Raw genomic sequence first — 18,879 nt, 5'->3', positions numbered from 1 at the left:
CCTCATTGGATATATAGACGAATACACATTTCGGGATAACCGGGGTGTGTATTTCTTTTAATATCCTTCCCCATTGACGCCGGACCGGAGCAAGTGGAAGCCAAGTTATGATACCTTTTGCTTCCAGCATTGCTTTTGTTCTCGGTTCGGCGTGCTGACCAGTTAATACAATGTTCCAGAAATGTGGTTCTTTCAGCTGTTTTTTTATATCTTGAGAAGTCATAGTTAGTTCACTTTTTTGATGATAAAGTCGAAAGAGGTGAAGAATTGAGGGTGCTTACCGATAGATATGGGAAGGATAATGGTAATGGAGGAATTCCTTCCTTTTCGAATATCTTTCTTGTTGTATATTTGAGAGTTATTTGCCGTATAAGTTGTCACACCAATCTTTTGGCTTGTTTCTGCCTGGCTTTTTATAATTGCAAAGGGAGTTTCCGCTTCTGCAAGTATGGTGTATTTGACTTCTGAGGTTCTTCCGTCCACAATGAATTGCATATTTTCCCAGTTTATTCGGATATCTTCTGAAGAGTTGTTGCGAATTACAATTTCCCATTGGGAGTCGTTTGGAATAAACTTATAAGTAACCCCATCTTTTGTATACTCTAATTTCCCTTTTTGGTTCTCCAGCCATTTAAAGGATACTTGGCATCCTGCATCAACGTATTGTGCAGATAAAGTGGTTGGAAATAGGAGAAACAGCAAAATGGCCAGCTTATTTTTCTTCTTATATTTCCGGTAGTCATTGTATATCCATAGCATAATAAAAATAATGCCGATAGGGATGGCTATGAGAATACATGTCAGTAAATTCATGATAGCAGATATTATTTGTTTGTTTATATGAATATGTTGCAAAAGTATCATAAAATATTTGATAAAACAAACGAATTATGAATAAAAAGAACGATACATACAGACAAATTGGTATTGGTGTTCCTTATAATATGAATGATTAATTTGTACCTTCATATAAATGGAAAAAAGTAATATATACATCGGAGAGATAATCAAGAACGTGATGCTTGAACAGCAGGTTACCAAGGCGGAACTTGCACGAAGACTGAAAGTTAAGCCTCAAAGTGTAGACTATATGCTTACGAGAAAAAGTATTGATACGGATACGTTGTATAATGTCTCACGTGCCTTGAACTACGATTTTGCTTTGTTGTATTCCATTCATAAGGAACAGATAAATTATGATACGTTAGAGCAGGAATACAGACTCTCCACAGCGAAGGTGTTGGTGGAGCTTGAGCTGAAGCCTGAAGACATTGCAAAATTGAATCTTAAAAAGCGGATTGCTGATGTCTTGAAATAAACGCACTCTTGGGCTGGTGCTATTGGTGTTTTCATTTTTTTTCCATTTTTTTTCCTGGTCGTGTAACAAAATCCTTTCCCCCTACGTCTGAAGGGTATAAACAGGAATCTACTATTGATAAATAGCCCATGGACGCTGAAAGTTTTAAAAAAGAGTTTCTGCCATATCATCGCAAGTTGTACTGCATAGCTTATAGACTATTGGAGAATGCTGCCGATGCTGAAGATTTGGTGCAGGAAGCTTATCTGAAGTTGTGGGACAAGCGGGAAGGACTGGCCATTATCAGTAATCCGGAAGCATTCAGCGTTACTCTGGTGAAAAATATGTGCTTTGATTTGCTTCGTTCGGGAAAGTATACTTTGAGCAGACAGAGTGTGGAGTTGGCCGAAGTGCATAATGTGTCTCAAGCAGATAACTTTGAAGCGCGGGATGAAGCGCAGCAGGTAAGGCACATCATTGCCCATCTGCCGGTGCAACAGCAGAAGATAGTAACGTTGCGTGATGTCAAGGGATGTTCTTATGAAGAGATAGAGCAGGTCACGGGATTGAATGCTACCAATGTCCGTGTACTGTTGTCCCGGGCAAGAAAAAAGATACGTGAGGAATTTAATAAATGGAGTAACTATGAAAGTCGAGGAAATTGAAAGGCTGCTCGCCGAATTTTATGAAGGGAATACCAACGAGCAGGAAGAAGAGTTGTTGAAGGAAGCTTTCAGAACCGAAGAAGTGCCCGAGCACTTGCAGAAGGACAAGAAACTCTTTCTCAGCTTTTTTCCCGGGAAAGTGGTGGATAATGTTCCCGCCGGATTGGAGGATAAACTGAGCCGGATGATTGATGAAAAGGCTGAAGAGGAACAACGTTTTTTCCACCGGAACAAGGCCAAACGTAATTGGCGCTGGATAGGAGGTATTGCTGCCACCATTCTGGTTCTTGTAGGTGTAGGTTATGGCATTACGAACATGGGAGAGGATATGCGTCCTCCTACACCTCAGGACACTTTCTCTGATCCGGAAGCTGCTTATAAGGCATTGCAGGCCACTTTAATCGAGGTGTCTGCGAATCTGAACAAGGGAATTGAGCAGATAGAGGAAACGCGGATAGACGTAACGAAGGTGAACCAGGAAGTAAGAAAAGAAATTCAACAATAATCTGATATGAAAACAATGAAAATGATTTTGGCAAGTGTACTGCTGATGTTGCCTTTGCTTTGCCAGGCACAGAAGAACCTATTCAACAAGTATGGAGATATGAAAGGCGTGTCGTCCGTCTACATATCCAAGGCAATGATAGAAACGAATCCCAACTTGTTTACTAAAGATGTTTATATTGGGAAAGTGTCCGGACAGTTGAACTCTGTGCAGGTACTTTCTACAATGGATAATAATGTAAAGAAAGAAATGCGTAAGGATCTTCGTTCTTTGGTGCAGTCTTCCAGATATGAATTGCTGATGAAGCAGAAGGGAACAGTCTCCAGTTCTGAATTCTACATGAGCCGTAAAGGGGAAAAGGTGAAGGAGCTGATTATGATTGTAGATGGTGCAGCCACTCTGAAATTTGTTTATCTGGAAGGTGATATGACTTTGAAGGATATACAGAATATCATGATGTATCAGAATACCAGCTGGAATGGTAACAATGTGAATATACAGCTTCCGGATATAAACTGGGCTGAGATAGAGAAGCTGAAGAACCGCGATTGGCTTGGAGAATTGAAGCGTTCGCAAGAACTGGCATTGAAAGGGCTGGAAAATGTAGCTAAACTGAAAGACAACAAGTATCTGAAAGAACAAATGGATACCGATACATGGAAACGTTTTGAAAAAAGCATGGAGACTTTGGAAGAACGTTTGGAAAAGATGGAATAGGAAGCGGTAACCTTTTAGGGAAACTTGCCAATAGAATGTTTTGTTTTTCTATTGGCAAGTTTTTTTGTTATTTGTCTTTTCTCAATTCTGCAAAGATAAGCCCTTCCAGCTCTTCTGCCAGTTCCGGATTGTCAAGGATGACCTGCTTGGCGGCGTCGCGTCCCTGGGCAATTTTCGTCTCGTTATAGCTGAACCATGAGCCGCTTTTCTTGATGATGCCAAGCTCTGCACCCAAGTCAATGATTTCGCCTGCACGGGAGATGCCTTCACCGAACATGATGTCGAATTCCGCTCTACGGAAAGGAGGAGCTACCTTGTTCTTTACAACTTTCACTTTGGTCTGCTTGCCGATTACTTCATCGCCGTTTTTGATGGCTTGGCTTCCACGGATGTCAAGACGTACGGAGGCATAGAACTTCAAGGCATTACCACCGGTAGTTGTTTCGGGATTGCCGAACATGACACCGATTTTTTCGCGCAACTGGTTGATGAAGATGCAGGTGGTGCGTGTTTTGCTGACAGCTGCCGTCAGTTTACGCAAGGCTTGTGACATGAGTCGGGCTTGCAGACCCACCTTGTTGTCACCCATATCGCCTTCAATTTCAGCTTTCGGGGTTAAGGCAGCCACAGAGTCCACTACAATGATGTCAATAGCGGAAGAACGGATCAGTTGCTCTGCGATTTCCAGCGCTTGTTCGCCGTTGTCCGGTTGTGATATCAGCAGATTGTCCACATCCACACCCAGTTTTGCCGCATAGAAGCGGTCGAAAGCATGTTCTGCATCAATGAATGCGGCAATGCCTCCTGCCTTTTGCGCTTCAGCAATAGCATGAATGGCGAGGGTTGTCTTACCGGAGGATTCCGGGCCGTAAATCTCGATGATACGTCCGCGGGGATATCCTCCCACGCCAAGAGCTACATTGAGGCCGATGGACCCTGTGGGAATAACTTCTACTTGTTCGACACTTTCGTCACCCATTTTCATGATAGAGCCTTTGCCAAAGCTCTTTTCTATCTTGTCCATGGCAGCCTGCAAGGCTTTCAGCTTTTCACCTGATGCCAGATTGTTGCCATTTTCAAAATTCAGTTCGTCTTTTTTTGCCACGTTGTTAATGTTTAATGATTATAAAATTTGTGCCGCATGGTCTTTGGTCTTCACTTCTTTCGGAGTGATGATACGCTCTACAATACCTTCTTCATTAATGATGAAAGTTGTGCGGAACGTTCCCATATATTTGCGGCCATACATGCTTTTTTCGCCCCATACTCCGAATTGTTCTACCAGCTTCTTGTCGGTGTCTGCAATCAGGGTAAAAGGCAGATTGTTTTTCTCAATAAATTTCTGGTGTGACTTTTCGCTGTCTACACTGACGCCGATGACTTCATAACCGGCTTTGCGCAGGTCGGCATAATTATCCCGCAGGTTGCAGGCTTGTGCCGTGCAGCCGGATGTCATGTCTTTGGGATAGAAGTAGAGTACAATCTTCTTTCCCTTATAGTCGCTCAAGCGGATTTCTTCACCTTTTTCGTTGATGCCCAATACTTCGGGTGCTTTATCTCCTATATTCACTTTGTTAATGTTTAATGATTAGTGATTAATGGATAATGATTAGTGATTAATGTTTAATGATTAATGGGCGGAGCACCTTTTTGTCCGCATGGTATTAATCATTAAACATTAACCATTAATCATTAATCATTAATTTCAAACTTCCAAGTCTCCGTCGATAATCTCATGCCAAGGCAGGCCTTGTTTGTTGAGCTGTTCCATGAACGGGTCCGGATTGAATTCCTCGACATTCCATACCCCTGGCTTTTTCCACAATCCTTTGAGGAACATCATGGCACCAATCATGGCAGGTACACCGGTGGTATAGCTTACGCCCTGCATGCCGGTTTCCTTATAGGCTTCTTGGTGGCTACAGTTGTTATATACATAGTAAGTACGCTCTTTGCCATCCTTTAGTCCGCGGATGCGGCAGCCGATGGATGTTTCGCCTTCGTAGTTTTCGCCCAGGTCTTGCGGGTTGGGGAGGACGGCTTTCAGGAATTGCAGCGGAACAATCTTCATGCCGTTATATTCCACTTCGTCTATGCGGGCCATACCGATATTTTGGATGACACGCAGGTGTGTGAGGTATTCCTGGCCAAACGTCATCCAGAAGCGTGCACGCTTGATAGTGGGGAAATTCTTTACCAGAGACTCCAGTTCCTCGTGATAAAGTAGGTAGGAATCGCGTGGGCCGATGTTCGGATAAGTCAGGTCTTTGTGGATTTCCAGCGGCTTGGTTGTTACCCATTCTCCGTTTTCATAATAGCGGCCGTTCTGTGTAATCTCACGGATGTTGATTTCCGGATTGAAGTTGGTGGCGAATGCTTTATGATGATTTCCGGCATTACAGTCTACAATGTCCAGATATTGTATTTCGTCAAAATGATGTTTGGCGGCGTATGCCGTATATATTCCACTTACTCCCGGGTCGAAACCGCAACCGAGGATGGCGGTCAGTCCGGCATCTTCGAAGCGTTTCTTATAAGCCCATTGCCAACTGTATTCAAAGTGGGCAACATCTTTCGGCTCATAATTGGCAGTATCCAGATAGTTGACTCCACTTTGCAGACAAGCCTCCATGATGGTGAGGTCTTGGTAGGGGAGGGCTACGTTGATGACGATTTCGGGTTTGAAACTATTGAAGAGTGCTACCAGTTCGTCCACGTTGTCGGCATCTACCTGGGCGGTTTTGATGTTCGGGTTACCGATTGCCTTGACAACAGCGTCACATTTAGACTTGGTGCGGCTGGCTATCATGATTTCTGTAAACACATCAGGATTTTGAGCCACTTTGTGCGCAACAACGGTACCTACACCGCCTGCACCGATAATAAGAACTTTACCCATTTCTTTCTACTATATTATTATATTAAGTTTATAAAAAATATGGAGAGCAAATATAAGGGTTAATTCTTAGATAAACATTAAAATCCTGCTAAATACTTTGGGAAAAATGCTTCAAATATTAAATAAATTACTTGCATTTGGGTTATTTTCTATATATTTGCCCCTCGAATAAATTAACTTAAACAACGAAAATGAAAAAAGTATTTGTTTCCCTATGCATGGCAAGCGTATTGATGGGCTTGTCTTCTTGTGCATCAACTAAAAATGCCGCAACTCTTTCTTCTATCAACGGTGAGTGGAATATTATTGAAGTGAATGGCACCGCCGTAGTCCCTGCTCCTGGCCAGGAATTTCCCTATATCGGTTTCGACACAAAGGCTGGAAAAGTATTTGGCAATAGTGGTTGCAACCGTATGATGGGTTCGTTTGACGTGAATGCCAAGCCCGGCACGATTGACCTTGGCGCTTTAGCAAGTACCCGTATGGCTTGTCCGGATATGACTGTAGAAAATAATGTGTTGTCGGCTTTGAACAAAGTGAAAAAGTATAAGAAGCTGGGAAAGGAAAATATAGCTTTATGCGGTGCTTCCAATCGTCCCATAGTCGTGTTGCAGAAGAAAGAATCCGTTTCCAAGTTGTCTGATTTGGAAGGAAAGTGGATAATTAGTGAGGCTGCGGGCGAGGCCATTCCCGATGGAATGGAGAAGCAGCCGTTCATTGAATTTAATATTGCAGAAAAGAGCTTGCACGGTAATGCGGGTTGCAATTTGATTAACGGCGCTTTCCAGGTTGATGATGAAAATCCTTCGGCAATCTCTTTCCCGCAAGTTATCAGTACCATGATGGCATGCCCTGATATGGAGGTGGAAGGCCGTGTGCTGAAAGCCTTAAATTCCGTTCAGTCTTTTGGTAAGCTGGCAGGTGGAGGCATCGGGCTGTACGATGCTGACAATAACCTGGTGATGGTGTTGGTGAAGAACTGACAAGATAGGTTGAAATAATAAAGGCTCTTACAGCAATAATCTGCTAGGAGCCTTTTTTGTATCTTGATATAAAATAGTCTTTTACTTTTTCTTTAATCCTGCGCGTATCCGGCTCAAGGATTGCGGAGTGATGTAGAGGTAAGAAGCCAGATACTTGAGCGGTACATCCTGTAGCAGTTCTGGATTCTCTTCCATCAGCGTCATGTACCTTTCTTTTGCAGTGGGAGGGGTACCGTAGGCTACTGTAGAACTGTCTACCGACAGAATTTCCCGTTCAAAGATTCTTCTGCCGAAGTTGGCCATATCTATGGAATACGAAAAAAGGGCTTCCAGCTCAGGCTTACTGATACAATAGGCGATGCTCTCGTTCACTGATTCGATGTTGATGGGGGAAACTTCGCCGTCCACATATCCCCACGATGAGAAAGCTGTGTCGCCCGGTGCGGCGAACCAAAGGGAGTTTTCCGTACCCTCTGTCAGGTAGTAGGCGCGCCAGATACCTTTCTTCAAAAGATAGAAATTGCTGTTCCTCTCCCCTTCGCTGATAATGAGTTCTCCCTTGCTGAAACGAACTTCTGCCATGTGTGACAGAAGTTCGTGCAAAGTGTTTTCCGGTAGTTTATACTTCTTGCAGAATTTCTTTGTCATAGTTTCCATGCCGCAAAGATAGTGCAAACTGAAGACATAACTTTTACGCTTGCATGAAAAAGTCATGTCGGGGTGCAGCCTGTCTTGTCTAAAGATACGGATTTTTCTTTATGCTTCCTTTTCCCGGATATGTAAATCACGAGGATAAAGAGGGTTGTCAGCATTTCTGCAAGAGGGGTGGCAAGCCAGATTCCCCGGTCTCCCAATAGCAGGGGCAATCCGAAAAAGCAGGCTGTCAGCAGAATAAAACCACGCAGCAGGGTGATAACTGTGGCGTATTTGGCACGCTTCACACTCTGGAAATAGCCGATGGATACGATGTTAACAGCAAAGAACACGAAGCCGGTGGCATACAAAGGCAACCCTTTTACCGCTATGTCATAAGCCGGATAACTGCGGTCTATGAACATGCCTACAATTTCAGGACTGCAGAATATTGTGACCAGGGCAAAACATACACCGCAGCCTATGGCTGTTTTCAATGCCAGCAAGTAGGCGCGGCGGACACGTTGGCTTTCGTTCAGGCCGTAGTTATAACTGATAATCGGCTGTGCCGACTGCGCAATGGCATTATATACCATAAATATAATAGGAAAGAAATAGCAGGCGATGCTGAATGCCGCCACTCCGTCTTCCTTCAGATAATGGATGAACACCTGGTTGCCGACAAACATCATGCAGGCAATCGCCACCTCGCACAAGAAGGCGGAAGAACCCAAGCGGCACATATAGCCAATGTTGCGGCGCATCAGTTGCATGCTTTTCCGGCTCATCTTAATGGGGTGGAAGCGCAGTGTGCACCGGCGGCGCAGTAGATAGAATACTACCATCAATGCGCCTACCGTAGTGCCTATAGCACTTGCCAATGCGGCACCGAACATCCCCCAGTCAAAGGGGAAGATGAACAGATAATCCAATAGGATGTTCAGAACGGCAGCCACCACATTGCACATCATGGCAAAGTTAGGCGAACCGTCCAGCCGCAAGAAAAACATACCCGAATTGAGCAATGCCGTGAACAGAGAGAAAGGCACAAACCAAAGCATGTATTCCACAGCCAATGGCGTGAGCCGTTCAGACCCTCCGAGCAGCTTTACCACCTGCGGGGCAAATGAACAGAATAGGGCGGAAGTGCACATCAGCAACAAGGAAGATATGACTACCGACTGTGTGATATTGATGCGTGCCACCTTGACCTTCCCGTGTGACAGATGAATGGAGGCTACTACAGAGGCGCCGACACCGAACATAAGTCCCACACCCGTAGAGAACAACCATAGCGGTGCCACAATGTTGACCGCCGCCAAAGCATCACTGCCAATTCCTTTTCCGACAAAGATGCCGTCGGTGATAACGAATAGTGCGGAGAAAATCATCCCCAGTACAGTAGGGAGCAATAGTTTGCGGAACAATGTCTTGATGTCCGTGTTCTTGAAGTCGATACTGTCTCTCATCTTTTCCATACTCATCTTATTTATTTCTTTATATGTGAAAAACAATCATTTCCGTGCTGCGATTAAGCCCAATGTTAACTAATCCTTAATCGTTCCACCATGGTGGAACGATATTTCCCTCGTGGTGGAATGATATTTTCTCCACGGTGGAACAATATTTCCTCCATGGAGGAACGGTTAAAGGTATGCAAGGAAAATGATTAATGTTGTTCATGTTTTATTATCTCTGATTCGAGCGACAAAAGTAGAGCTTTTGAATGGAATGGAAATTAACAAATGGTAATTTCCGACAGAAAAAATGATTTTAATTCTGCCAAACTGACAGATAAACTGCCACAAGTATAAATCTGCGGCTGCTCTGAACAATTTGGCACAACGTTTGTCTTTTTATTGGCGTCTGCCACTGAGGTGGACGTCGAAACAGAATAATAACAAATAAAAAAATAACGATCATGGGAAAAATTATTGGTATTGACTTAGGAACAACAAACTCTTGCGTTGCAGTATTCGAAGGTAACGAACCTGTAGTAATTGCAAACAGTGAAGGTAAGCGCACCACTCCTTCAGTAGTAGCATTTGTTGATGGTGGCGAACGTAAAATCGGTGATCCTGCCAAGCGTCAGGCTATCACGAACCCCACCCGTACGGTTTTCTCCATCAAACGTTTCATGGGCGAAAACTGGGACCAGGTGCAGAAAGAAATCGGCCGCATGCCTTATAAAGTAGTAAAGGGTGACAACAATACTCCGCGTGTAGACATCGACGGACGTCTCTATACTCCGCAGGAAATCTCTGCAATGATTCTGCAGAAGATGAAAAAGACTGCCGAGGATTATCTGGGACAAGAAGTGACAGAAGCCGTAATTACCGTCCCCGCATACTTCTCCGACTCCCAACGCCAGGCTACAAAGGAAGCCGGACAGATTGCAGGTCTTGAAGTGAAGCGTATTGTGAACGAGCCGACTGCCGCAGCTCTTGCTTACGGTATTGACAAGTCTCACAAGGACATGAAGGTTGCCGTATTCGACCTTGGTGGTGGTACATTCGATATCTCTATCCTCGAATTCGGTGGCGGTGTGTTCGAAGTATTGTCAACCAACGGTGACACTCACCTGGGTGGTGACGATTTCGACCAGGTAATCATCGACTGGCTGGTTCAGGAGTTCAAGAACGACGAAGGTGCCGACCTGACTCAAGACCCGATGGCTATGCAACGTCTGAAGGAAGCTGCCGAGAAGGCTAAGATTGAGCTGTCCTCTTCTACCAGCACTGAAATCAACTTGCCGTACATCATGCCCGTAGGCGGTGTGCCCAAGCACTTGGTGAAGACGTTGACCCGTGCCAAGTTCGAGGCTCTGGCTCACAACTTGATTCAAGCTTGTTTGGAGCCATGTAAGAAGGCTATGAGCGATGCTGGTCTGAACAATGCGGACATCGATGAAGTAATCCTTGTAGGTGGTTCTTCACGTATTCCGGCAGTACAGAAGTTGGTAGAAGATTTCTTCGGTAAAGTTCCTTCCAAGGGTGTGAATCCGGATGAGGTGGTGGCCGTAGGTGCTGCCGTGCAAGGTGCCGTTTTGACGGACGAAATCAAGGGCGTTGTATTGTTGGATGTTACTCCGCTTTCTATGGGTATCGAAACTATGGGCGGTGTGATGACGAAGCTGATTGATGCCAACACTACCATCCCCTGCAAGAAGAGCGAGACATTCTCTACTGCTGCCGACAACCAAACGGAGGTTACCATCCATGTATTGCAGGGTGAGCGTCCGATGGCTGCGCAGAACAAGTCAATCGGCCAGTTCAACCTGACAGGTATTGCTCCGGCACGTCGCGGTATTCCTCAGATTGAGGTAACGTTCGATATCGACGCCAACGGTATCTTGAAGGTGTCTGCCAAAGATAAGGCTACCGGTAAGGAACAAGCTATCCGTATCGAAGCTTCCAGCGGTTTGAGCAAGGAAGAAATCGAAAAGATGAAAGCCGAAGCCGAAGCCAATGCTGAAGCAGATAAGAAAGAGCGTGAGAAAGTAGACAAGCTGAACCAGGCCGATTCTATGATTTTCCAAACCGAAAATCAGTTGAAGGAACTCGGCGACAAGCTCCCTGCCGACAAGAAGGCTCCGATTGAAGCTGCTTTGCAGAAGCTGAAAGATGCCCATAAGGCTCAAGACCTGGCTACCGTAGACTCTGCCATGGCCGAATTGAATACGGCATTCCAGGCTGCAAGTGCTGAAATGTATGCCCAGAGCGGTGCTCAGGGTGGTGCACAAGCTGGTCCTGATATGAATGCAGGGCAACAAGGCGGTGCTCAGGATAATACAAAGCATGGCGATAATGTGCAGGATGCTGACTTTGAGGAAGTCAAATGATTCCGATAAGGAAACAGATAATAAACAATAAGCAAAAGCGTGCAGCTCAATGAGTTGCACGCTTTTTGCGTTTATGGGGTTCATGGTTGCTATGTGTTTTCTATGGGCTTTTTTATCTCTTATTTGCGACATGTTTGCGACACGTCTTATTTGGCGATAAGGTACAACTTAAATTGATATAAACCATTTAAAACGAGAAGAATATGCCAAGAGGAAATTACACCATTCAAAGAAGTTGCGAGGAGTGTGGTAAAATATTTACTCCTCCCACATTAGTGTCGAAGTATTGTTGTCCGGCTTGTTCCAAGAGGGCGTATAAGAAAAGGCAAATCGCAAAAGAGAAAGAGGCGATACGTCAAGTACTGATTAGATGAATGCCATCCAGTAAGGGGTATCTAACCGTAAAGGAAGCTATGCTGATTTACGGAATTAGTAAAGACGTTCTTTATCGTATGATACGGCAAGGCTTGATACCGTCATACAATTTGGGTCAGCGTCTGATACGCCTTAGTCGGTAGTATATGGATGAACACTTCAAAACAAAGGCAGGGAGTAGAAAGAGAAAAAAGGAGGCATTGTCCTTTGAACCCAAAGATTGTTACACCATCGGAGAGATCGCAAAGAAATTCCATATCAATGACTGCAGTGTATTTAAGCACATACGCCGTCATTCTATTCCTACACGCCAAATCGGTAACTATGTTTATGTTCCCAAATCTGAAATTGATAAATTATATAAGTCGTTATGAAGCACTCTGTATCGCGTTTTATGATTTACATGTGGTAGGGAGGCAAACAAAAAGGCGATAATTAAAACGGCAATTATTGCACTGAGTGGTATGAAAGATGTTCCCATCGGTTTATTATTCAGTTTATGGTTTAACAATAATGCGCCAATAGCCATCATGGTCTGCTCCTTCACGAGACAAAATACCCATAGAACGTAACTTGGAAATATGTTTTTCTACGGCTCGGGAGCTTATTCCTATTTTATAGGCCATTGTTTCTGTAGACATTGACGGGTCGGAAATGACGAAATCAATAATCTTTTGTGCGGTTTTCCCAATACTTTTAGATTTGTTTTTCGAATCTCCGAACTTTTTCTCCGAACCTTTTTGGATTATCTCCGAACCTTTCTCCGAACTTTCTTGCGTATCACCGAACTTTTCCACCGAACTTCCTTCGTTTTCAAGGTACTTTTCAAGGGTACTGTTTACCCTGTTGGCTACTTCTTCCATAGGTATTCTTCCGTTTTTGCCCCAGTTCAAATTATAGAATGTGGTGTAGAAAGAAATCGCTTCCGTTTGATATTGCGGTTCTTTGCCTTGCAGGAAATTAGGCAGCTTCTCCGTAAGTTCCCGCATTTTGCGTAAACCGGAGCCACGTTTCTCCATGTAGTCCAATTGTGTAAATACATCCGCAATGACGGGGTTGCGGCGCATGGACGGCACTTTGTATATATCTCGGTCTTGAATCTGTGTACCGTCAAGTATTGCACCTGGTAACACTAGTTCTACTCGGTCATCGTAAATGTCGATATGCACTTCACCGCCCATTACAGTGTAATCCCAATGGATAAGGTGGTTTACCAATCTTTCAAAGATGGCCCGGTCGGAATAGTCGGGAAGGTTCAAGCGATAGTTTGGCATCTTTACCCATCCGCTCATGGTATAGTTCTTAATGAAGTCCATACCATATTTTAAGAGCAATACAAGGTTAGCCCGATGTTCCACGGAACTGATGGCATCATCCTTATAGAGTCCAGTCCAACGAGTACAGAAAATACGTGATTGAAATACAGTGCAATTATCCACAAACAACAATCCGGCATTAGTCAGTTTACCGTCAGGAGTTACTAGTCCAAATGATTCCAGATACTTGTCATTCCATTCTTGATGGGTTTGCTCACGGAAAGTATTGGAAGGATGATGAAAGAATGTTTGCTGGCATTCACTTGGGTAGGCAGTGAATCCCATGTCATGTGCGTACCTTTCAATACCAATGAAAGAAGTTGTTGAGAATTACATTCCACGCTTTCATTGCCAACTCGTGTATAAGCTGTACGTGTTCCGTCTTGATAATAATAATAAGGTGTAAGTGTTCCTGCCTTTACTTTCACTTCAATCAAAGTATGTCCTTCGTGTTCAATCGGAATAAGTTGTACCTCTGGTACTGGGTCAAGTCGTGCCTTTATCATTTCACTGATAAAATCAGCATCGGCTTGTGGATTCTCCAACCCTACAATTACGCCGTCATCATTCACTCCATAGAACAAACTGCCACCGTCCGTATTGGCAAAAGCCGACACGGATTTAAGCCATGACTTCACTTTCTTATGTTCCAACATTTCCTTGAAATCGTAAGCTGAGCATTCCGTTATCAATGATTGTTATGTATTTGCATTATTCGTATCACAAAGGTAATGATAATATGATAATTTCAAGTGCTTTAACTTACAAAGAAAGTATCAAGTCTGCTAAAAGAACAGCCGTTTCCGTTTCATCTTTTGGTGCATCTTTGGGCTTCCATGCCACAACAAACCGTACAGATGCAGATTTCACCTTATAACCTCTTTGTTCCCATTCAGATAACGTGCCCTGCATTCTTGATGATAATTTTGCTATAGGTTTATCGGTCGATGAACTGTACAAAAAGAAATCACTGTAAATTAATGAATCTCCTCCTCTCAGTGCTAAGACCTCTTGCTTCCGTTCTTTGAAGAATCTCAAATTGACATCTTTGTGAGAGAGCTGTAGTATAATTTCTTCAGGCATATCATATTGTCGTTGGTCAATGAGATATTGGTTTACACTTAAATGATTGAAGCAATCGCCGTTTGTATGTATGAATAGTCTGTTTTTTGCACGAGTTATTCCTACGTAGTATCGACGCATCAGATGGATATCCTTTACATAGCTGTCAGATATGAGCATATATACGTCATCAAATTCCCTGCCTTTAGCCTTGTGGATGGTTGATACCACAACATCGGTGCCTGATGTGTCGCAGAAGTCTTCCACTGACGACTCAAATGCAAATTCTTTGAAGTCACTGAAATATTTTGTCTTGTTGGTTTGTTCAAACTGTTCCACACATCGCTTCACATACATCAAACCTAGACTTCTGTCATAAATAGAAAAGGTTGCATGTTTGGCTTCTTCCCATAGTTCTTCTGTGATTAGAGGTGTTTTTATCCGTTTGTCTATATACTTCAGGAAGTATCTCATTTCCGCCATGTTCCAAAAACGTAAACCGTCCATTGATTGTATCAGTTTACTGTTTATACCATGTTTTCGCAGGAGGGCTATCAAGATGACAGCCTCTTCGTTTGTTTGGGTGAGTACACACGAAGTGCCTTTGTCCTTGTGTTGAAGTAAGTTTTCGACAAGCGGCTGATACATATATGTTGAATGATGACGTATCACTTCCACCCAACCTTTCTCTTTTCTCATAGAGATGATAGGTGTACTTTTTATTCTTTTATTGATAGTTTTTAAGAATCCGTTGGCAAAATCAACCGGCTGGCGAGCACTGCGGTAATTCTCGGTCATTTCGACAAATGTACTTCCGGTTTCTTGCGCCAGCCGGTACATATAATCAGAATCGGAACCTCGGAATTCATAGATGTTTTGGTCATCGTCTCCCACTGCTATCACACGCATTTCTTCATTGTTGGTCATCAGAGCCTTTACAAGTGCGTGTTCTTCTGTTCCCATGTCCTGGGCTTCGTCTATAACCAATACTGTCTTACCGATTTTGTTCGGTTCTACTTCTTCTTGACATATCATCTCGGCTGCCTTTGAAACGACATTCTTTGAATCTTCAAGATTTCCTATCCGTCCCAGGAGATCGAAGCAATAGGAGTGGAATGTTTTTATTTCGACAAAATGGGCTGCATTGCCTATCAACTCCATAAGCCGTTGTTTGAACTCCGTAGCGGCTGCCCTTGAAAATGTCAGCATCAGTAGCTGTTCGTGTTTTACGTCTTCAAGTAGTAGGAGTGAAGCCAGTTTGTGGACTAACACTCGTGTTTTTCCACTACCGGGACCTGCCGCAACTACAATACAACGTGAATCCTTATCGGAAATAATTTCCATTTGCCGTTTGGATAATTGTCCAAACAATTGATTGTATTTCTGTGGCGTCAAGTTACGTTGTATCTCGCTTGTTCTGTCTCCTTTGAAATATTTTGTGACAAATTTCTTGTAGTCCATTTGGAAATAGTCTTGAACATATTGCAAGGCTGCATGATAATCTCTCACCATCAGATTGGCATATTCCCCCACAATATGCACTTGTTGGATTTTCAGTTTGTAGAATTCGTTCAGCATTCGGTAATCGTCTTGCTTGTATCTCGACTTATTGTCTTTTATTCTTTGGATATTCATGGCGTTGTAAAGTACCAAAAAGCCGCCTTCAAGTTTTAGCGCACCGATTTTCGATAAATATAGAAGTGCTTCCTCCACGTCTTCCAATTGAATGTCATCAAGTCCACCAAAAAGAGATTGGGAACTTGATTTTATTCGGTTCAGAAGCTCTACTATGGAGAACTGGATGGCTTTGTCGGATACATTCTTTTTTTCTGCATCAAAAGCTAGTTTGTATAGCCATTCTACAGCAAAGCGACTTATTTCCAATCGTTTTTCAAATCGCCTGATGGTGGATTCCATGTCTGCCTGACGACTTATCTCCATGTTACGGGCCGCATCTTCTTTTTTACGCGTATATCCCTTGACGGTGAGAAAATAGAGTAACGTCCGAATGTCTTTTTCTTTGGATGTGTTGATTCCGTCGTTTACGGCATTCTCATTCAGTTGCTTGTATGATATTCGTAAAGACTCATCGGGAATATGGTTGAGAATGTATTGTTCAAGTTTTGCAAAGCGTTCGAGGAGCATTTGCGACTTTCGTTCCGAATCACCTGCATCCTGCAAATAGGCAGATATATCTTTGCTGTCTGCCAATATGCCTTCCTGTCGCATGCGCTCCACTACAGATATAACATCTCTTTTGCTTAGTCCCAAAATATCTGCCAGATAGTCGATTCGTGATTCTGCTTCCGAGTCCTGAGCCTTAGCGATATGTTTTTGAGAAATCAATGACTTGATGATACGGACTGCCTTTTCTATTTCATCGTTGCCAAAAAGTAGTGATGTTGATATGCGTTCTCTAGCTTCGTCCATATTCTTTACTGTTATTCCTGTGGCATATACATGAGGTACATTGTTTCCTCTTACCAAGTATCCGCTTTGTTCCAAAGCTGCTAATGCTGTCCGTACACGGGTCTCAATGTCAGATACCGAATCATCCCATCCTGCTTGCCGGGCAATTTCCAACGCAGAACAGTTGACTTTCATACGGTATTTGGTAAGGTCTTTGACGGCTTTCCATACCTGTTGTATTTCGCTAATGCTAAGTTTCGTTTGGTTTAGCAATATAAAATGCTTGTCCAAATCATTGTCACTATAAAGCACATAACAACGTGCGCTAAGACCGGGATCACGACCTGCTCTGCCTGCTTCTTGAACATAATTCTCCAGCGAATCGGAAATATCATAATGTACCACAAGACCGACATCTTTCTTGTCGACTCCCATGCCAAATGCGGATGTGGCCACAATGATGTGTACCTGATCGTTCATAAAAGCATCTTGGTTGGCAATTTTTTCATCGGCTTCCATTTTCCCATTGAAAGGGAGTGCCTTGTAACCGTCGCGAGTCAGTTTTGCAGCCACTTCCTTTGTCCGTTTGGTGCGTGATACGTAAACAATTGTCGGACAATCGGCTTCTGCTACAAGTTCTCTCAGTTTTAAATATTTATCATTGTCATTCTCTACATGTATGACGGAATAGTGCAGATTCGTTCTTGAGGCCGTTGATGCGAATAATTCCAAGTTCAAATCCGAAGTCTGCTTGAAATAGTCACAGATGTCTTGGATTACTTTCTGTTTTGCCGTGGCCGTGAAACAGGATACAGGTATCGGGGTTTTGCATTTTTTCTTTTGCTGGTATTTTTGGATGAATTTGCCAATGTAGAGATAGTCAACCCTGAAATCCTGCCCCCATGAAGAAAAGCAGTGCGCTTCGTCTATCACAAACCTTACAACGTGGCGCGCCATCAATATTTTCTCGATTGTTTTTGAACGGAGCATTTCGGGAGAGATATACAACAACGAGGCTTCTCCGTCTTGTACTCTTTGTATGGACAGTGATCTTGTGATGGGGTCTAACATCCCATTTATGGTTACGGCATCCGTGATGCCTCTGTCGGCAAGGTTGTCTACCTGGTCTTTCATCAAGGACTGCAAGGGGGAGATGACTACCGTAAGCCCGTGCACGGAGTGCCCAGCCATGAGTGCGGGCAATTGGAAAGTAAGTGATTTGCCGCCGCCGGTAGGAAATATCGCCAGTAGCGATTCCCCTTTTACCGCAGCTTGGGCAGCACGTTCTTGCAGTGGCTCGCCTTCGTATGTCCGGAAGCGCTCATATCCGAAAAATATTTTTAGGTTATGGAGCACATCCAATTGCGTATGGCAGTAGTCGCAGCCTTCTTTGCAAGTAGTGTGTCGCAAGAGTTTTACGATAAATTCCACTTCCGGATAATTATAAAGTACCCATCCGGGAGTGATGGAGCGGTAATCGGTGGTGTCAATCAGAGCCAAAGCGTATGCCAATCCGCATGGGTATTGATTGATGAGCATGTCAAGGTCGGCATGTTGGCAAATTTTTCCGGCATAAAGTTCTTTAATAAGTTCAGGTATTCCTTTATGAATATACTCCGCACTTACCATATTGAGAAATCCTTCAAATTCTTTCTTGTCCTTCAGCAACGATGCGAATAGTATACGCTTTTCTTTTGGTAATGAATGCCAGCATGCTATTTCATCCAGTAATAAGTCTTTTGCTTTCTTGCAATCGTTCACCGGATTGTTCATCTGTTCGCTCATCAGTTTATCATCTTTCACAAGCCTGTGGTAAGGGTGTTCAGGGAACAGTAAAGGCGAAACATAAAGTGTATCAACTAAAATCCAGCGGCAAATTTTGTCCGTAAACAGGTATTTAGCATCATGGTGAACGATATTGTGTCCGCAGATGTAGTCTATGTCGTTTAAGAAAATGAATAGTTCTTCTTTTGAGGTTTTATGAAATGTCGTGTCATCATGCTTGAGGGCTCCTATATCATGGATTCTGTGGTCTTTCAAGCCTATTTCAACATCTACTATGGCATAATTGTAGGCATTATATGGTACAGAGGTGGTTTTATAGCCGATGATATTGTTTCTATCCTCGGTTTTCTTGATTCCTATAAGCTTGCTCCATATTGACATATCTCAATATA

13 protein-coding genes and 2 pseudogenes are annotated in these 18,879 nt (G+C 43.5%); 7 read left to right on the top strand and 8 right to left on the bottom strand.

The genetic code is table 11. The features are described from left to right. Positions 1-225: 225 nt before the first annotated feature. Positions 226-813, bottom strand: a complete 588-nt coding sequence (locus tag H1A11_RS10375; RefSeq protein ID WP_119961297.1) for a hypothetical protein — start codon at positions 811-813, stop codon at positions 226-228. Positions 814-973: 160 nt separating this feature from the next. On the opposite strand from H1A11_RS10375, the gene H1A11_RS10370 reads away from it, so the two are divergent. The 4 genes from H1A11_RS10370 to H1A11_RS10355 all read left to right on the top strand — a co-directional run bounded on the left by H1A11_RS10370 (position 974) and on the right by H1A11_RS10355 (position 3,184). Continuing rightward, positions 974-1,318, top strand: a complete 345-nt coding sequence (locus tag H1A11_RS10370; RefSeq protein WP_005831772.1) for a helix-turn-helix domain-containing protein — start codon at positions 974-976, stop codon at positions 1,316-1,318. Between the two features lie 128 nt (positions 1,319-1,446). Further along, positions 1,447-1,962, top strand: coding sequence for an RNA polymerase sigma factor (locus H1A11_RS10365; protein WP_087331867.1), 516 nt, complete (start codon positions 1,447-1,449; stop codon positions 1,960-1,962). Continuing rightward, the gene (locus H1A11_RS10360; protein WP_118930882.1) at positions 1,943-2,467 is read left to right on the top strand and encodes a hypothetical protein; all 525 of its coding nucleotides are present in this window, start codon (positions 1,943-1,945) and stop codon (positions 2,465-2,467) included. The genes H1A11_RS10365 and H1A11_RS10360 overlap by 20 nt, the downstream gene beginning before the upstream one ends. Positions 2,468-2,473: 6 nt before the next feature. Beyond that, the gene (locus H1A11_RS10355) at positions 2,474-3,184 is read left to right on the top strand and encodes a DUF4252 domain-containing protein (RefSeq protein ID WP_181757178.1); all 711 of its coding nucleotides are present in this window, start codon (positions 2,474-2,476) and stop codon (positions 3,182-3,184) included. 67 nt (positions 3,185-3,251) lie between these two features. Here the strand turns inward: H1A11_RS10355 and recA are convergent, their stop codons facing one another. The 3 genes from recA to H1A11_RS10340 form a co-directional block, all read right to left on the bottom strand. Then, positions 3,252-4,289, bottom strand: a complete 1,038-nt coding sequence (recA, locus tag H1A11_RS10350) for a recombinase RecA (protein ID WP_117601636.1) — start codon at positions 4,287-4,289, stop codon at positions 3,252-3,254. A gap of 18 nt (positions 4,290-4,307) precedes the next feature. Then, entirely contained in the window at positions 4,308-4,754 is a 447-nt protein-coding gene (gene bcp / locus H1A11_RS10345; RefSeq protein WP_057258658.1) for a thioredoxin-dependent thiol peroxidase, read from the bottom strand. Between the two features lie 135 nt (positions 4,755-4,889). Beyond that, positions 4,890-6,083 carry a saccharopine dehydrogenase family protein gene (locus H1A11_RS10340; RefSeq protein WP_016272822.1) on the bottom strand — a complete coding sequence of 398 codons (1,194 nt, stop codon included), beginning with the start codon at positions 6,081-6,083 and terminating at the stop codon, positions 4,890-4,892. 191 nt (positions 6,084-6,274) lie between these two features. On the opposite strand from H1A11_RS10340, the gene H1A11_RS10335 reads away from it, so the two are divergent. After that, complete coding sequence (locus H1A11_RS10335; protein WP_117601635.1) at positions 6,275-7,066, top strand: META domain-containing protein; 792 nt, start codon at positions 6,275-6,277, stop codon at positions 7,064-7,066. Between the two features lie 81 nt (positions 7,067-7,147). Here H1A11_RS10335 and H1A11_RS10330 read toward each other — a convergent pair whose 3' ends face one another. Together H1A11_RS10330 and H1A11_RS10325 are read right to left on the bottom strand one after the other, a co-directional pair. Continuing rightward, entirely contained in the window at positions 7,148-7,723 is a 576-nt protein-coding gene (locus H1A11_RS10330) for a Crp/Fnr family transcriptional regulator (protein WP_117601654.1), read from the bottom strand. 53 nt (positions 7,724-7,776) lie between these two features. Continuing rightward, positions 7,777-9,177: an MATE family efflux transporter gene (locus tag H1A11_RS10325; RefSeq protein WP_181757177.1), complete on the bottom strand. Its 1,401-nt coding sequence runs from the start codon at positions 9,175-9,177 to the stop codon at positions 7,777-7,779. Positions 9,178-9,620: 443 nt separating this feature from the next. Between H1A11_RS10325 and dnaK the strand changes: the two genes are divergently transcribed. Together dnaK and H1A11_RS10315 are read left to right on the top strand one after the other, a co-directional pair. Further along, positions 9,621-11,540, top strand: coding sequence for a molecular chaperone DnaK (gene dnaK / locus H1A11_RS10320; RefSeq protein WP_005831748.1), 1,920 nt, complete (start codon positions 9,621-9,623; stop codon positions 11,538-11,540). Positions 11,541-11,743: 203 nt separating this feature from the next. Beyond that, a pseudogene (locus H1A11_RS10315) lies at positions 11,744-12,289 on the top strand (helix-turn-helix domain-containing protein). 123 nt (positions 12,290-12,412) lie between these two features. On the opposite strand, the pseudogene H1A11_RS10310 reads toward H1A11_RS10315, so the two are convergent. Further along, a pseudogene (locus H1A11_RS10310) lies at positions 12,413-13,943 on the bottom strand (RNA-binding domain-containing protein). A gap of 50 nt (positions 13,944-13,993) precedes the next feature. After that, entirely contained in the window at positions 13,994-18,868 is a 4,875-nt protein-coding gene (locus H1A11_RS10305) for a RecQ family ATP-dependent DNA helicase (RefSeq protein WP_138345607.1), read from the bottom strand. Positions 18,869-18,879 lie beyond the last annotated feature (11 nt).

This window comes from Bacteroides sp. CACC 737 (genome assembly GCF_013874375.1).
Lineage (GTDB): Bacteria > Bacteroidota > Bacteroidia > Bacteroidales > Bacteroidaceae > Bacteroides > Bacteroides uniformis.
The sequence above is the reverse complement of the archived record's forward strand: the minus strand, read 5'-3'. Positions and strand labels throughout refer to the sequence as shown.

Coding starts and splice junctions, on each gene's coding strand:
- H1A11_RS10375 (WP_119961297.1), bottom strand. CDS start 813: ATGAATTTACTGACATGTATTCTCATAGCCATCCCTATCGGCATTATT.
- H1A11_RS10370 (WP_005831772.1), top strand. CDS start 974: ATGGAAAAAAGTAATATATACATCGGAGAGATAATCAAGAACGTGATG.
- H1A11_RS10365 (WP_087331867.1), top strand. CDS start 1,447: ATGGACGCTGAAAGTTTTAAAAAAGAGTTTCTGCCATATCATCGCAAG.
- H1A11_RS10360 (WP_118930882.1), top strand. CDS start 1,943: ATGAAAGTCGAGGAAATTGAAAGGCTGCTCGCCGAATTTTATGAAGGG.
- H1A11_RS10355 (WP_181757178.1), top strand. CDS start 2,474: ATGAAAACAATGAAAATGATTTTGGCAAGTGTACTGCTGATGTTGCCT.
- H1A11_RS10340 (WP_016272822.1), bottom strand. CDS start 6,083: ATGGGTAAAGTTCTTATTATCGGTGCAGGCGGTGTAGGTACCGTTGTT.
- H1A11_RS10335 (WP_117601635.1), top strand. CDS start 6,275: ATGAAAAAAGTATTTGTTTCCCTATGCATGGCAAGCGTATTGATGGGC.
- H1A11_RS10330 (WP_117601654.1), bottom strand. CDS start 7,723: ATGGAAACTATGACAAAGAAATTCTGCAAGAAGTATAAACTACCGGAA.
- H1A11_RS10325 (WP_181757177.1), bottom strand. CDS start 9,177: ATGGAAAAGATGAGAGACAGTATCGACTTCAAGAACACGGACATCAAG.
- dnaK (WP_005831748.1), top strand. CDS start 9,621: ATGGGAAAAATTATTGGTATTGACTTAGGAACAACAAACTCTTGCGTT.
- H1A11_RS10305 (WP_138345607.1), bottom strand. CDS start 18,868: ATGTCAATATGGAGCAAGCTTATAGGAATCAAGAAAACCGAGGATAGA.